The following is a 14,380-nucleotide window of genomic DNA, read 5'->3' on the forward strand; positions in this document are numbered from 1 at the left end:
GTTGGCTTCCATTTTATACAGCCTGACGGCATGTACCAAAATCTCAGCTTGGATTTTGTAAACAAAATCCGTACTCACTCGTTGTTCAGTTTTCAAAGATCAAACCTACATTATGTTTTGCTTTTGTCTTACTTCGTTTCACCACCGCGTCTCAGCGGCGACTTAAATAATGTAACACATAACCTCATTTTACGTCAAGCTTTTTTTGTAAAATTTATTTTCATGCTTGTTTGCAATATATTTATCCTGCTGTAAACAGGTCTAAATTATTCATGCTGCTTAATGGGGCGAGTTATAACTTAGCATACCTTTTATAAGCTCGTCAACCTTTAACGACAATTTTTATGTTTTGAGCGTCAAAGTGACTCTATTACGCATAAAAAAAGGAAGAAAAACCCGTTTTAACGGACCTTCCTCCCGCTGATTCGATGTATCAATTAAATAAGGGAATAACGTAATTCACTATGGTGTCCGCGATTCCTGAGATTCCCGCCAGTCGATTCCCTGATCAATGAGCGGTATACGAGCTTACGTAGCACTACGGTAAGATCCAGTTGGAGATTTTTTAGCTCAGGATGATTGATAAGCTCATCTATGGACCAGGGCTCCCGTCTGCTGCCTAAAATGCGGAATAGCGGTGCTGAGCACCCCTCCATTTTAGACATCACTGAAAATTCGCAAGCAAGCAGCACAAGCTCAACCCGCTGCTCAAGAGTTTCCGTACTTAACGTGAGTTCGTTGTACAGCTTGTAGATCGTCCGATCCAACGGCTGTGTCTGAACCCACAAGTGAACCGTCGGATAAATCCCCCGCTCAATAAGCTCAATGGATGCCCAATGATCCAACGCCTTCAGAATACTCTGATGAGCGTCAATAATCCGACCTTCTCGCATCGCTCTTTTACCATGAACGTAATTAGCCAGAAAACGGGCGAACTCATGAAATTGCTTTTGCTCCCGTAACGGGCCGTTGAATTCGATAATTTCCCGCCTTAAAAGACTGACCCTTTCATCCCGCTCCCACATGATGCGGCCTTCCAGTAAATAATCTATTATGTTGGCATGTACACCGGCGATAATCCAGCCTTTCAGACAATCCAGTGTTACGTACAACACCTGACACCTTAAGCCATTAATCAGTAAATGCTGAATGGAACGGGCTGACTTCCGAACTTCTCCAATAATTAGAATGAGTTCATCAAAATCGTACAGCATGGCTCCATGAAAATATTCGCTCGGCTTTCTATACAAAATAATACCGATCGAATCTTCCTGCAACAATTCATCATACATCAAGCTTAATTTGGTTAGCTGCACTTCTCCCTCCATACCTGCAAGGCGGCCATTACCGCTAAATTTGGATATATGTGAGCATTTCTACATAAAAAAAAGAAATTTCCTTCTTCAAATCTATAAATTTTATGTTTTATTTCAGGATTTTGCAAATTCCTCATTTGCTTATTTCTTTTAAAGTATCCCAAGCGGCTTCATCCGCAAAGGTCCGGTTCCATACACCGATTCCCCCAAGTTTCAATGACTTGGCAAGTTGTACCCTCGCTTCCAGCGATACACGATCCTCCAGCCAAATCTTTTTAACAATGCCGTCTTCATTATACTCGACATAATTCTGGCCTTCCGACGCTCTGAATTTAGGCTTCAGCTTAAATTTCTCGATAATCGCTGCTGCTGACTCCATACCAAGTGATTTGGAGCTAACCTTGATGGTGTCCCCTTTAGGTGTTTCAGACCATACACGAGTGTATAGCGGAATGCCCAAGACAACTTTTTGAGATGGTACTTCATCCTCCTGAATGATTCGCTCGATCGACGCTTCCACCCACGGCAGTGAGGCGACTGAACCAGCCTTCGGGCTGGCTGCCCAATGCTCATCATAGGCCATAACCATGAGATAATCCGTAATGGAACCCAATGATTTTCGATCCAGAAAAGCAGACCACATCTCACTTTGAGATTTAGGTGTTACGTCGATAGACAATATCAAATCATGTTCACGTGCCATCGGCTTAAGCTCTCGCAAAAATTGGGTGACATTGGGTCCATCCTTCGTATGAACATTTTCAAAGTCAATATTGATACCGTCCAGACCATTTTCCCCGGCAAGTGTAATCATCTGATCTATAATCGACTTGCGCCGTTCAAAGGTAGACAAGGCCTCTGTCGTTAATTCAGGATTAAAGCTGTTGCTCAACAAACCCCATACCTCCATCCCCTTGCGATGCGCCCAACTGACATAGGCAGGGTCCGCTTTGCTTTGTACGGTGCCCTCATTATCTATGACACTGAACCAGGTGGGACTCACCACATTCACTCCAGGCATAGGGTCAAATTTGGAAGGATCAGGTTTACGGTTGTAAACGGCCTCCCAGGCGAGATTGACAGGCCTACCCTCCCAATGCTTCTCTGAGATGGATGGAGCATCTTTAACCGCGGCCACCGCAAGTTCCTCTCCTTCAGAGACATTGGGCGCCTGCACATATCCAGCGTAGCCATTATCAAGTTGAACAAAATACCAATCAGCCTGTTTGGACCAAATACGCACGTTCGTTTGTTGAGGTATATCCGTCAAAATAAAAGACAGGCTGGAGGCTTCTTTACGCAAAGCAATTTTGGCATCCTGTCGTCCATCCTTCTTCTCCACGTTCCCCAGTTTGACTTTCTCTCCGGCTTTCATCAGGATGACTGCACCCGTCACTGTGTCTTCATGAACGGATACACCATATACTTCACGAACAGCTTGCATAGGTATATAAACTGATCCACTAATAATCTGGGGAGCTGTGCTGAGCGTATATGATGTTCCATTCAATTCCCCTTGGGGCTTCGAAACGGTCATATGCAGCAAATTTTGCCTCGTAGCCAAAATAATAGTTTGGCTGTCGCCCTCATAACGAATCGCAGGATCAATTTTACTTTGCACAAATTTGAGCGGTACCAGCATGTTCTTGCCAGAGTTTTGGGCTTCATATCCGGTCAACTTTCCCTGGATAAAAATAGGACGGACACTGCCTTGCCAATCGGGTTTTTCATGCAGCGGATTACCGAACCATACGACAGTAATTGCGCAGATGATCGCTGCGAACAATAGCAAGCTTGCTGCCCCTTTGAAACGCGAACGTTTACGGCGGCTTCTGGAATGATTTCTGGCCAATATTCAACCTCCATTGTCGGAACTTTGAATTACAGGATAACGTAAACTGAACTGGTTGCTGACAGACAAGTTATTTAAACAAAAAAACGCGGTAAATCCCCGCTTGTGGGGAATTTCTCACGTTTCCAACCCATTAGAATATATACATACCGCACCAAAAAACTTCTATTCCTTGTTTTGCTGAATTTCCTTGTTAATACAAGCTTTGCACACTCCGTATAACTCCATACGATGTCCATGCACTTCGAAACCAGTCTCTAACGAGGCATGGTGTTCCACATCAGCCAAGTACGGATAACTGAAATCTTCAATCTTTCCGCATTTTTCGCAAATGATATGATAGTGCTCCGAAACATTGCCATCATAACGACTGGCGTTATCTCCATAGGTCAACTCATGTACCATACCCGCTTCTATAAACATCTTTAAGTTATTATAAACCGTAGCCACACTCATGCTTGGAAACTTGGATTCGAGCGCACGATATATTTCATCTGCGGTCGGATGTCCCATAGATTCCATCAAATAGTTTAATATGGCATGGCGCTGGGGTGTTATGCGTACACCTGTCTTCTTTAGAAGTTCCAAAGCATGCTGGACGCGAGCTGCCATATATGTCCACCGCCTTATCCCTTACTTACTATTCGCTTTATTACAAACATTTACATTCTATTCACGTTGTAAGGTCTATCCACATTGTACGGTCAATTCAAGTTTCTTGTCAACGCGCCGCATTATTGCTGGATGTCCCGTTGGAGGCCCCGGTAGCGGGAGATTCAGAATCAGCCGAAGGCGTTTCTGATGCATCAGGCACACTCGATCCCGCCGACTCGTCCAAGCCAGGTAGCGATGGCATCAGTAGCCTTTTGATCGTTAAATTACTGTTGCCTTCCACGTTGACCGTATACTTACCTGTCCCATTTTGGCCTGAGATACTTTTACTGTCTATTTTAAAAGGGAAGTCTGATCGAAGGTTACCGTAACTGCTGGACCCCTCCAACTGAAAGTCACCATTCGAAGGAAGGTCCAATGCAATATCACCGACGGCACTGTATATTTTCCAATCTCCGCCTACCTGCTCGCTATGCACTTTGATCCCACCATTGAGCGAATTTGCATTCAGCTTGGCTGTGGGATTCAGAACGTTCATGTCACCATTTTGGGTATCAACCGTAATATCACCTTCCGAGCGGGCAATCTGAATGTCACCTACCATCGTACGCAGCGCAACTGTTCCTTCAATATCCCCTGCCTGCATATCGCCGCGATTGGTTCGAACATCTACATCTCCAGTGATACGATGCAATTTGATCTGACCGTTCAAGGTAACTCCTTTGACATTGCCGATAGCATCATTAACCGTCAGATTCCCATTTCCGCTCTCAAGCCGGATGCTGTCGATGGCATCTACTCCGTTCAGGGTAATATCCCCGTTGGAGGTTCTGATCTGCATATTAAATCGCCGATCCTCCGGCACTGTAATTAGCATATTCGTACGGGGCTGACGTCTGCTCGATGCTCCGTATGACTGTACCTCAGGACGAATCTGAATGGTCTTGCCGTCGGTAGAAGTCAGCGAGGAGGCTTGAGCAATCTTGTCCGCTTCGGCAGCAGGCGCTTGATCCACCCACAAGGTCGCACGTACCTCTACATTGGATACAGGTCGTCTGATCAGCGTTACATCACCATTGACCGAATCAACTATCAAATCGGACGTCTGCATCGTTACAGGCACCAGGACGCCGCCCATATCATATCGGTTTCCTTTCGCCTGACTAAAATCCATGGACGCCGCGGTCAGATTCAAACTAACCTGGTTCCACAGGTACATATAATGATTTTGTTGGGTCATGGTAAAAACAGCAGCGGCCACTACCAATGCGGAGACAATTCCCTTCAGATCAGGTCTGAAACGCCGTCCGTTGTCGGGCTTGCCCTCCTTGCGGTAGTACACCCAAAAAAAAATCAGATACTCCAGTCCCCACAGCACAAAAATAATGGGCCACCATACGAGCAGCAAAAGCATATATTCGGTATGTTGAACAACATCCAGGATAAGCAGAACGCCTACAGCCATCAACAGAAGTGAAGAGGTGTAGCGCCCGACTCTTATTTTGCGGTGCACGCCAGCTTCACCCTCTTTCCTTAACCTTTTTACGCTTGACCGACAAGCCGACTTCTCGCAAAAAGACTAATAGTCCGATCAGCATTAATAAAATAGCTAACGTCAAAAAGCCATAATCCTCGAAAAAGTTGCCTAGCCAGCGTGGTTTCATACGAAACAGAATCATAAGTCCACCACCCACCACGAGCAGCACGGCAAAAGACAAGCCTCTCTCCCAAGCATAAAATGGACTGCTTTGTTGTCCTCGTGCATCCATCTGTGCATTACGATCCGGCTTACGGCGATAACGAACCATATAATCCGCTGATTGTAACACGTCATATACATTATAAAAATATAAAACAGGAATGAACAAGCCGAGCAAAATAAGCAACGGAATGTTAATCCTCAAACCGTCAGAAACAACATACAGCATTGCAAAAATATCTAACAAAAGCAATACGATAAATGTAAGCCCTCTAATGAAGAGCCCTAAAAAAAAATGTCCCAGCCCGGGTAACAATGCTGCCATTATGATGGCAATACCTTTGCGAAATTTAGTGTATTTCAGACGCTTTCCCTGTTTGGGGTGTTCCCGCTGCTCCAGCTCCGGTGACTGTTGTCCCTCTCCAGACAGTAACGGTTGTTCCGAGTTCATGCCATCCTCCCCTTTGAATTCCATGCGTGATCCGCAGCAAATGCTCCAATGGTTAGATAGTACCCCAATCGGATTCAAGAGTAACTGAAAAAATGTGGTAAACCATCATTCCACAGAAACAGCCGCTACATCCTCCCACTGCCGGAGATCAGCTGCAATACGCACTGGATTAAAATCGCCGCGGGCCAGCACCTCCAAGGAAACCTCCATGCTCTGCCGATCCGGGTGGACCTCGTGAAAAGGTACATTTTCATGCTCTTTGATCACTATTTTACGTATTTCCACCTTTTCTTGCTCTAAATAAGTCGAAATTTGCTCCAGTAATCCGTGAGAGGACAACCCGTACAGTGTAATGAGATGAGGCTGGCGTCCTCGCATATACCGCAACTCGATTTTGTTAAACACCCATAGGTTTAGAAATACGAGTACAGTCGCCACTATAGATGGAAAATAAAACCCTGCTCCGATTCCAAGGCCAATAGCTGCTACCACCCAGATAGAGGCGGCTGTCGTTAAACCAGTGATGGACTTGCCTGTAAATATAATAGTTCCAGCGCCTAAAAAACCCACTCCCGTAATCACAGCCGTAGCCAAGCGAGCCGGATCAATACGTACATTGGCTTCTTTGATAAAATCGGCAAAGCCGTAAATGGAGAGCAGCATAATAAGCGTCGAACCGAGACTGACCATAATATGAGTCCTCAAACCAGCCGCATGCTTTGAACGCTCGCGCTCAAAGCCAATGCATCCACCGAGGAGCATGGACAGCAAAAGCCGTAAAATGATATGCGAATTGTCTATAACCCAAGGATTATCCATAAAGCTCCCTTCTCCGGTTATGTTGTGCTTCCCTCGCCGGGTTCGTGGTTTCTGTGCTAGTAAGGCTATTTGAGTGCTATTTCACGTTATGCAGGTGGAATGTGGTTAATTCCACGCCCGGAGCCACCTCCACCGCCGATACAGGGCGAAAGCCATGTTTTCGATAAAGGGCCACCGCAGGAGCATTTAAAGTTCCTGTAGATACGATAAACAGCGGTATATGATGATATTCATTCAAAACATGCTTCATTAAGGAGTCGGCAATCCCTTTGCGAAAATGGTCCGGAAGAACCATCATACGTGTAAGAGTGAGCGAATCGGACGACTCAGACTGCACCGCCAGCGCCCCTAGCAGGTCGCCGTCCTCAATCCAGCCATAGAATGTCTCTCCGCAGCTTCGCAGCGTATCAAACGTATCCATAAGGGGTGGTATTTCATCAAAACCGATCCGCTCAGCCTCCAGTCTGTAAGCGATGTGCTGAAGATGCCATATCTGACTGACCATTTCATCATCTTCCAATGAACATATGCTAATCATACTGTATCCCTCCTTTTATTCAGGGCAGGCTGTGCTACTGTTTTCTATAGAAAAACTCGTAACATGCCATTGCACTTCCAAATTCCGTACCGCAGCTCATCACAGAGCCTATATAAAAAGGGGCCTGTCCCTATAAGACAAGCCCCTTTCAAATCTATGCCATTAGCGGTTTAGCACTTCCGTCAGCAGCTTGTTGGCGAGGCCAGGGTTTGCTTTGCCCTTGCTCTCCTTCATCACTTGACCAACCAGGAAGCCAATGGCCTTCTGCTTGCCAGCTTTGTAATCCTCAACCGATTGCGGGTTAGCCGCTACTACCTGCTCGACGATCGTCAGGATCGCGCCCTCGTCACTGATTTGCACAAGCCCTTTTTCTTCAACAATTTGCTGCGGCAGTTTATCACTCTCCAGCATTTCCTTGAAGACCGTTTTAGCGATTTTACTATTGATCGTCCCCTTTTCCAGCAGTCCGATCATTTCACCCAAGCCCCGACCTGTCAGTTTAACCTGCAACAGCTCCACACCGGCACTGTTCAAATACCCGAGCAAATCCCCCATAATCCAGTTGGATACTGCTTTGGCATCCTTCGTGTATTGGAGACTATCCTCGAACAAATCGGCCAGTGGCTTGGAAGACGTAATTACCAGTGCGTCATACTCAGGCAATCCATATTCCGAGGTGTAGCGTGCTTTACGCTGGTCAGGCAGTTCAGGAATCGAAGCACGGATGCGTTCTTTCCATTTTGCATCAATATGCAGCGTAACGAGATCCGGGTCCGGGAAATAACGATAGTCATGCGCCTGTTCCTTACCGCGCATGGACTGAGTTTTACCTTGGGCCTCATCCCAACGGCGTGTCTCCTGTACTATCGTTCCGCCTTCCTCCAGCGTCTGTTCCTGGCGGAACTGCTCATATTCCAATCCGCGCTGTACGCCACGGAAGGAGTTCATGTTTTTTAGCTCTGCTTTAGTACCCAGCTCTTTCTGTCCATGTTGACGAAGGCTGATGTTCGCGTCGCAGCGAAGCGAGCCTTCCTCCATCTTTACATCGGATACGTCACAATACTGCATGATCGCACGTATTTTTTCCAGGTAAGCCTTGGCTTCTTCCGGTGAAGATATTTCCGGTTCCGAAACGATCTCGACCAACGGTGTACCGACACGGTTAAAATCAACCAAAGACGCATAGCCGCCATCGACATGTGTTAATTTACCTGCGTCCTCTTCCAGATGCAGTCGGGTAATGCCGATACGCTTAGTCTCGCCGTTCACTTCAATATCAATCCAGCCATGCTCGCCAATCGGCTGATCGTATTGCGAAATTTGGTAAGCTTTGGGCGAATCGGGGTAAAAATAGTTTTTGCGGTCAAACTTGCTCACATCAGCAATCGTGCAATTAAGCGCCATCGCCGCTTTCATCGCATAATCAACGGCCTGACGGTTTAATACCGGCAGTACCCCCGGATGTCCAAGACAAATAGGACATGTATGCGAGTTTGGCGGTGCTCCGAAGGATGTCGAGCATCCGCAAAATATTTTAGACTTCGTATGCAGTTCCACATGGACTTCCAGTCCGATGACCGTCTCATATTTGGATGTAGTTGTAGACATAAATGGGTTCCCTCCTTTTCGGCAAATTACAGCTGCGGACGCTGCTTGTGAAATTCGGTATTTTGTTCAAAGGCATGTGCTACACGCAGCACGGAAGACTCGTCAAAGGCTTTTCCGATAATTTGCAGTCCAACCGGCAATCCATCCGCAAAGCCACAAGGGATGCTGATGGCCGGCACTCCAGCCAAACTCACCGGAATCGTCAAAATATCGTTCAAATACATCGTTAATGGATCATCCACTTGCGAACCGATTTTAAAAGCTGTTGTCGGCGCAGTAGGTCCGATAATGACATCATATTGTTCAAACACACGATCAAAATCCTGTTTGATCAGTGTACGCACTTTTTGAGCTTTCAAGTAGTAAGCATCATAGTACCCGGAACTCAGCGCATAGGTGCCCAGCATAATCCGGCGCTTCACCTCGGGGCCAAAGCCCTGCGTGCGGGATTGATGGTAAAGATCCAGCAGGTTGTCCGGGTTGTCTGCACGTACGCCATAGCGTACACCGTCAAAACGGGCCAGATTGGACGATGCTTCGGATGAAGCCAGCAGATAGTATGTGGCTACCGCATATTCGGTGTGCGGAAGAGAAACCTCTTCCCATACCGCGCCCAGTCCTTCCAGCGTTTTCAGCGCGTCCAGCACCTTTTCCTTGACCTGTGGATCGACACCCTCACCCAGATACTCCTTAGGTACAGCAATACGAAGTCCTTTTACATCTCCGGTCAAAGCGTTCAAGTAATCAGGAATGTCTACCTTCGCAGAAGTGGAGTCCTTGTGATCATAGCCTGCAATGGCTTGCAATACGTACGCCGAATCCTGAACATTCTTCGTAATCGGTCCAATTTGGTCCAAAGAAGAAGCAAAGGCCACCAAACCAAAACGTGATACCAGACCATAGGTTGGCTTCAAGCCGACTACGCCGCAATAAGAAGCGGGTTGGCGAATGGAGCCGCCTGTATCGGAGCCGAGGGTGAAATAAGCCTCGCCTGCTGCTACAGCCGCAGCCGAGCCGCCACTGGAGCCGCCGGGAACGCGTTCCAGATCCCAAGGATTTCGTGCCGGGAAGAAGCTGGAATTCTCGTTAGAGCCGCCCATCGCGAATTCGTCCATGTTCATTTTGCCCAATGTTACGGTTTGCGCCGCACGCAATTTGCCGACAACCGTTGCATCGTACACGGGATCAAAATTCTTCAAAAACTGACTGCCGCACGTTGTACGCAGCCCTTCTGTCACGATGTTATCCTTAATGCCAACCGGCAGGCCAAACAGCAAACCTCGTTCCTCTCCCAAGATCAGATGATCGTCCAGCTGACGTGCGGATGCACGTGCCTGCTCCTCGTCAACCGTAATATAGGCCCTGATCTTGTCTTCCCGCGCACCAATCGTCTCCAGAGCGTGACCCACCAGGTCACTCACGGAAATTTCCTTTTGATGCAGCTTGTTATGTATTTCCGGCAATGTGTTATCAAACAAGCTCAATTTGCATCCTCCTTTCAAATGTGAAATCTATTCCAAAACAGCAGGAACTTTAAACTGTCCGTCTTCTTCTTCAGGTGCATTGCGCATCACTTGCTCGTGTGTCAAACTTTCGCGAACTTCGTCGTCCCGCATGACATTGCTGACGTGCAGCACATGAGTGGTCGGTTTTACCTCTTCCGTATCCAACTCATTCAGCTTCTCCGCATAATGAAGAATAGCGTTCAATTGCCCTGTCATCGTGTCTTCCTCGGCTGCGGTCAGATTCAACCGGGACAGCTTGGCTACGTGACGGACATCTTCCGTGGAAATGTTCATACAAAAACCTCCTCGTGTATAAGAGGATTTTGCAAAAATCCAATAAGCGACTTCCAATGAACAATCTATAGATCGAAAGGGTCTAGTTCGTCTATATATTGCACTTCGGAGCGACTTGAATCGAATTTTGCAAAATCCTGATATCAAAAATGCTGCACCGAACTTTGAAATAACGTTTTTAATTATAGGATAGAACCCTTTACAATTCAATCTTTGACGCGGTACAGAATCAAACTGTATAGCCGAGCAGTAAATGTTACTAAATGTATAAAAAAAAGCACCTCTCGGTGCTCTTTCGAAAAGCGATAGGAGCTAAGAACGTGCTAATTATATATTCTTCAAAAGAGTCGGCATTAGCCGCCCCCCTATATCCAAGCACGTAAATTGACTTGTCTAATAAAATCAGCCTGTGACAACAATTCTGTCGCGGTTTCTTCTTCCTCAACCTCTACCGAATCAAGACCACCGTTCATCACATGTCTGAACAGCTTCTCATTATGCGTAGCAAGGGCGTAATCTATCAGCGCTTCACGCTCAATCCGCTCGGCTTCCAGCTTCAAAATACTTTCTTCCAGCTCAATGTCCCCGGAAGGTACAAAAAAGTTGCGATTCACCTTCGGGACGCGAATGACATAGTCAAAAGCATTGTCCGCATTACGGTCATAAGCGATGATATAACCATGTTCGCCCACAGGAAGATTCTGCTCAAAAGCATCCGCGACGATCATAATTCTAGTTCCTAAATGATGCATCGTTAGCCCCCCCGTTTGTCTGAACTTATCTGCTAAGTCTACTAAAAAAAAAGTAGCTTGTCTATATCATCTATGTATCTTCAAAACTGTCCGTCTCCACGTCCCAGCCTGTACTCATTTAGCCTTGCGTGCCAACTCTGTGCAATGGTTCCGTCCTGTTTTGTTACCTTTTTCCAAGTTATTACCTTCGGTTCAGAACCTTGCACAGAAGCTCCGTCTTCTGTCTTTATGGAAAAATGGCGGCTATCTCCATTCTCACGATGTAACCCAGATATATACTTCCTTTTCATTGATGCTCCCCCTTGTGATCTGACGGCCAAATGCCTCTTTATCCTCTTAATGGGCAAAAAAAAGAACGCAAACCGGGATTCATCCACAGCTTGCGTGCTTCGCGAGTTTAGTATGTAACTTCAATATGTGTATGTTAACAAAAATAAAAACCTTTGTCTATACATTATTTATAATTTGTTGTCGAAATGGGGCAAAACCTGTCACAACCTTGATTATGCCCCAGCCGAAAACATTCATCACTTTTTATCGTATATACGGATTGTTGGCTTTCTCATACCCGATGGACGTTTTGGGACCGTGACCGGAATACACCGTAATGTCATCTCCAAGCGGGAACAATTTGTTCTGAATGGAATCGTACAAGTCCCGTTCCCGCCCACCTGTCAAGTCTGTGCGGCCAACACCCTGACGGAATAATACATCGCCGGAGAACAAGTCCTTACCACACAAAAAGCTGACGCTTCCGGGTGAGTGCCCAGGTGTATGGAACACCTTGAATGTATGCCCGATCAGGTTCAATTGCTGACCTTCCGCCAAATCATATTCGGCAGGCTCCGTCGAGATCGGCGGGGATGCCTCGGGCCACATCAAAGAGCCGTTTAATTTAGGGGATGTAAGCCAGTCCTGCTCCAAAGGGTGCAGATAAACCGGACAACCCTTCGCTTTGCGAATCTCATCCACTCCACCGATATGATCAAAATGAGCATGGGTCAGCAAGATGGCTTCAATCTTCAGTGACTCAATGGCTCTCAGCAAAGGACCCGGATTCATGCCAGGATCAATGATAACGGCACGCTGCGGGTCATCCCCCTGAAGCAAATAGGCATTCGTTTGGAGCGGGCCCAGATTAAAGCTGCGAATAGACAACGTCATATTTTAAAATCCCGAGATTAGCTCGCGCAATTCCTGAACAATTACAGGATGAACCTCGGTTCCCTCCCCATATTTCTCAGCCATTTCTTTACGGGCCACCGCAATTTTTTCTTGATAATCATCGGCTTCCCGATCTGGATTTTCACGTTTGAACCCGATCATAATTTGTTGGACATGTGCAGGACGCGGTCCCCAGTGACCCAGTACATGGCCCCCTGTATCGGCAAAAATCACAATCGGTACAGCACGTCCGCCCATCGTCAGGAAGTCGTCCATCAGCGCTTGATGATTTTCCAAAATCAATACTTCAGTCGGAATCCCGCTATTCTCCAGCGCACGGAATACAACCGGCACGTTGCGTACTACATCTCCACACCAGTCGGCGGCCAAAATGAGTACATGCAGGTCATCCCGATGGTTCAGGCTTTCAAAATACTCACGGTCCTCTTCACGGTTCCACACAAACTGATCATACCCGGAGCGGAAGGCTTCCTTGTTCTTTTCCATCCCCTCCATAAACTGTTCGGGGCTTAGACCTTTTCCAAAATATTGTGACACGTTAGTACGACTCATGTTATACACTCCCTTTCTTCTTTTTGGACACAATCCATTTGATAACAAAATAAATGATCAAGAGCGCAAGGGCAACCAGCAAAATCGGTTTGATATAAGGTGCTGCCACTTCGTCAATCTGCTCCCACTTGTCTCCAAGCAGCATTCCTAAATATATAAACAGAACAGACCAAGGTATAACTGCCAGCGTCGTCAAAATAATAAAACGCCATACACTCATGCGAGCCAGCCCGGCAGGGATGGAGATCGCGTGACGCACAACAGGGATAAAGCGGGCTGTGAAAATGACCCCTGTGCCGTATTTGTTAAACCAGGCTTCGGCGTGGTCGACATGGCTTTTTTTGATGAGTATGTATTTTCCGTACTTATCCAATACCGGTCTGCCGCCATAGCGTCCAATCCAGTAAATAAACAGTTGTGCCAGCACTCCGCCGATGGTTCCAAACACGACCGCACCAAAAAAATTAATGTGACCCGAGGAAACTAAAAAGCCGCCATAAGCGAGGACAATTTCACTTGGAATGACCTCAACCATCAGGCCTAGCATAATACCAAAATACCCAAGACTACGAATGATCTCAAACAAATAATTAATGATACTAGATATATGGTCCATTTTACTTCCCACTCCCTGCCTGTTCTCTATTTCCATTAGTGTATCACAGCGGCAGAACAAGTCGCCACTTCGCCCAAACAGGGAGGTGAGTGACCCCCGCTCTTCTGCCCGCATAAGTTGAGAGAGAGAGGAGGGGATATGATATGCCTCCCGGCAAAATCCCCAAACATAACAATCCACAATCCCGTCTACCCACGGCTCGTGGTATCCGGCGCGCATGCAGCAAAGAGCTGTACAGAACCTGCAAGCGTCTGCCCGTTCACATCGCCCCCGATCTGGTCAAGCAGGGCGAGGAGCTGTACTGCCGCAAGGTCGCCGGACACCTCATCTGGATCGCCGAAAACCACAGCAACCGCAGACTACTATGCGACTGGTGGGATGAAGATGTCAGCGAGGAACTCGCAGCATTGTGGCAGGTGGATCGCGCCGTTTTGTGCACTGCCTTTAGAAGTGCCTATGGCGGATAGTTCTGCGCATCCAAGGATATGCGAAGCAAGGGAAGCATCTCAATCTGTAACTGCAAACTGTAAACTGTGATTTACAAAAAAGTGGAGCCACCCCGCAGTGGCCCCACTTTTGCT

The 14,380-nt window shown here is 46.9% G+C and carries 16 protein-coding genes; 1 reads left to right on the forward strand and 15 read right to left on the reverse strand.

Going from position 1 to position 14,380, the window contains the following annotated elements; translation table 11 throughout:
• Positions 1-437: 437 nt before the first annotated feature.
• The 15 genes from QD47_RS01360 to uptA form a co-directional block, all read right to left on the reverse strand.
• Positions 438-1,316: a nucleotidyltransferase-like protein gene (locus QD47_RS01360; RefSeq protein ID WP_044644433.1), complete on the reverse strand. Its 879-nt coding sequence runs from the start codon at positions 1,314-1,316 to the stop codon at positions 438-440.
• A 133-nt stretch (positions 1,317-1,449) separates the two neighbouring features.
• Positions 1,450-3,168 carry a glycosyl hydrolase family 18 protein gene (locus QD47_RS01365; protein ID WP_044644434.1) on the reverse strand — a complete coding sequence of 573 codons (1,719 nt, stop codon included), beginning with the start codon at positions 3,166-3,168 and terminating at the stop codon, positions 1,450-1,452.
• A gap of 165 nt (positions 3,169-3,333) precedes the next feature.
• Positions 3,334-3,780 carry a peroxide-responsive transcriptional repressor PerR gene (gene perR, locus QD47_RS01370; protein WP_044644435.1) on the reverse strand — a complete coding sequence of 149 codons (447 nt, stop codon included), beginning with the start codon at positions 3,778-3,780 and terminating at the stop codon, positions 3,334-3,336.
• A 109-nt stretch (positions 3,781-3,889) separates the two neighbouring features.
• Positions 3,890-5,293 carry a DUF4097 family beta strand repeat-containing protein gene (locus QD47_RS01375; protein WP_044644436.1) on the reverse strand — a complete coding sequence of 468 codons (1,404 nt, stop codon included), beginning with the start codon at positions 5,291-5,293 and terminating at the stop codon, positions 3,890-3,892.
• A 7-nt stretch (positions 5,294-5,300) separates the two neighbouring features.
• Positions 5,301-5,954 (reverse strand): hypothetical protein, encoded by a 654-nt coding sequence (locus QD47_RS01380; protein WP_044644437.1) that lies wholly within the window; start codon positions 5,952-5,954, stop codon positions 5,301-5,303.
• A gap of 81 nt (positions 5,955-6,035) precedes the next feature.
• Positions 6,036-6,749 carry an MgtC/SapB family protein gene (locus QD47_RS01385; protein WP_044644438.1) on the reverse strand — a complete coding sequence of 238 codons (714 nt, stop codon included), beginning with the start codon at positions 6,747-6,749 and terminating at the stop codon, positions 6,036-6,038.
• Between the two features lie 76 nt (positions 6,750-6,825).
• A complete protein-coding gene (locus QD47_RS01390) occupies positions 6,826-7,287 on the reverse strand; it encodes a GNAT family N-acetyltransferase (protein WP_044644439.1) in 462 nt (153 codons plus the stop codon).
• Positions 7,288-7,449: 162 nt separating this feature from the next.
• On the reverse strand, positions 7,450-8,895 hold the full coding sequence (gatB, locus tag QD47_RS01395; protein WP_044644440.1) for an Asp-tRNA(Asn)/Glu-tRNA(Gln) amidotransferase subunit GatB: 1,446 nt from the start codon (positions 8,893-8,895) through the stop codon (positions 7,450-7,452).
• A 26-nt stretch (positions 8,896-8,921) separates the two neighbouring features.
• Positions 8,922-10,379 carry an Asp-tRNA(Asn)/Glu-tRNA(Gln) amidotransferase subunit GatA gene (gatA, locus tag QD47_RS01400; protein WP_044644441.1) on the reverse strand — a complete coding sequence of 486 codons (1,458 nt, stop codon included), beginning with the start codon at positions 10,377-10,379 and terminating at the stop codon, positions 8,922-8,924.
• 27 nt (positions 10,380-10,406) lie between these two features.
• On the reverse strand, positions 10,407-10,694 hold the full coding sequence (gene gatC / locus QD47_RS01405) for an Asp-tRNA(Asn)/Glu-tRNA(Gln) amidotransferase subunit GatC (protein WP_044644442.1): 288 nt from the start codon (positions 10,692-10,694) through the stop codon (positions 10,407-10,409).
• A 365-nt stretch (positions 10,695-11,059) separates the two neighbouring features.
• Positions 11,060-11,446, reverse strand: a complete 387-nt coding sequence (locus QD47_RS01410) for a hypothetical protein (protein ID WP_014278076.1) — start codon at positions 11,444-11,446, stop codon at positions 11,060-11,062.
• Between the two features lie 80 nt (positions 11,447-11,526).
• Positions 11,527-11,736 (reverse strand): hypothetical protein, encoded by a 210-nt coding sequence (locus tag QD47_RS01415; protein ID WP_044644443.1) that lies wholly within the window; start codon positions 11,734-11,736, stop codon positions 11,527-11,529.
• Positions 11,737-11,980: 244 nt separating this feature from the next.
• Positions 11,981-12,610, reverse strand: a complete 630-nt coding sequence (locus QD47_RS01420) for an MBL fold metallo-hydrolase (protein ID WP_044644444.1) — start codon at positions 12,608-12,610, stop codon at positions 11,981-11,983.
• 3 nt (positions 12,611-12,613) lie between these two features.
• Positions 12,614-13,183 carry a thioredoxin family protein gene (locus QD47_RS01425; protein WP_044644445.1) on the reverse strand — a complete coding sequence of 190 codons (570 nt, stop codon included), beginning with the start codon at positions 13,181-13,183 and terminating at the stop codon, positions 12,614-12,616.
• 1 nt (position 13,184) lies between these two features.
• Positions 13,185-13,799, reverse strand: coding sequence for an undecaprenyl phosphate transporter UptA (gene uptA, locus QD47_RS01430; RefSeq protein WP_044644446.1), 615 nt, complete (start codon positions 13,797-13,799; stop codon positions 13,185-13,187).
• A 143-nt stretch (positions 13,800-13,942) separates the two neighbouring features.
• Here uptA and QD47_RS01435 point away from each other — a divergent pair, with 143 nt between their 5' ends.
• A complete protein-coding gene (locus tag QD47_RS01435) occupies positions 13,943-14,266 on the forward strand; it encodes a hypothetical protein (RefSeq protein WP_044644447.1) in 324 nt (107 codons plus the stop codon).
• Positions 14,267-14,380: the final 114 nt, after the last annotated feature.

Origin of the sequence: Paenibacillus terrae, assembly GCF_000943545.1 — a bacterium.
Classification (GTDB): domain Bacteria; phylum Bacillota; class Bacilli; order Paenibacillales; family Paenibacillaceae; genus Paenibacillus; species Paenibacillus terrae_A.

Bases quoted from the DNA above. Each gene is read 5' to 3' on its own strand.
- perR (WP_044644435.1), bottom strand. From the start codon at position 3,780: ATGGCAGCTCGCGTCCAGCATGCTTTGGAACTTCTAAAGAAGACAGGT.
- QD47_RS01380 (WP_044644437.1), bottom strand. From the start codon at position 5,954: ATGGAATTCAAAGGGGAGGATGGCATGAACTCGGAACAACCGTTACTG.
- QD47_RS01385 (WP_044644438.1), bottom strand. From the start codon at position 6,749: ATGGATAATCCTTGGGTTATAGACAATTCGCATATCATTTTACGGCTT.
- QD47_RS01390 (WP_044644439.1), bottom strand. From the start codon at position 7,287: ATGATTAGCATATGTTCATTGGAAGATGATGAAATGGTCAGTCAGATA.
- gatB (WP_044644440.1), bottom strand. From the start codon at position 8,895: ATGTCTACAACTACATCCAAATATGAGACGGTCATCGGACTGGAAGTC.
- gatC (WP_044644442.1), bottom strand. From the start codon at position 10,694: ATGAACATTTCCACGGAAGATGTCCGTCACGTAGCCAAGCTGTCCCGG.
- QD47_RS01410 (WP_014278076.1), bottom strand. From the start codon at position 11,446: ATGCATCATTTAGGAACTAGAATTATGATCGTCGCGGATGCTTTTGAG.
- QD47_RS01415 (WP_044644443.1), bottom strand. From the start codon at position 11,736: ATGAAAAGGAAGTATATATCTGGGTTACATCGTGAGAATGGAGATAGC.
- QD47_RS01420 (WP_044644444.1), bottom strand. From the start codon at position 12,610: ATGACGTTGTCTATTCGCAGCTTTAATCTGGGCCCGCTCCAAACGAAT.
- QD47_RS01425 (WP_044644445.1), bottom strand. From the start codon at position 13,183: ATGAGTCGTACTAACGTGTCACAATATTTTGGAAAAGGTCTAAGCCCC.
- uptA (WP_044644446.1), bottom strand. From the start codon at position 13,799: ATGGACCATATATCTAGTATCATTAATTATTTGTTTGAGATCATTCGT.
- QD47_RS01435 (WP_044644447.1), top strand. From the start codon at position 13,943: ATGCCTCCCGGCAAAATCCCCAAACATAACAATCCACAATCCCGTCTA.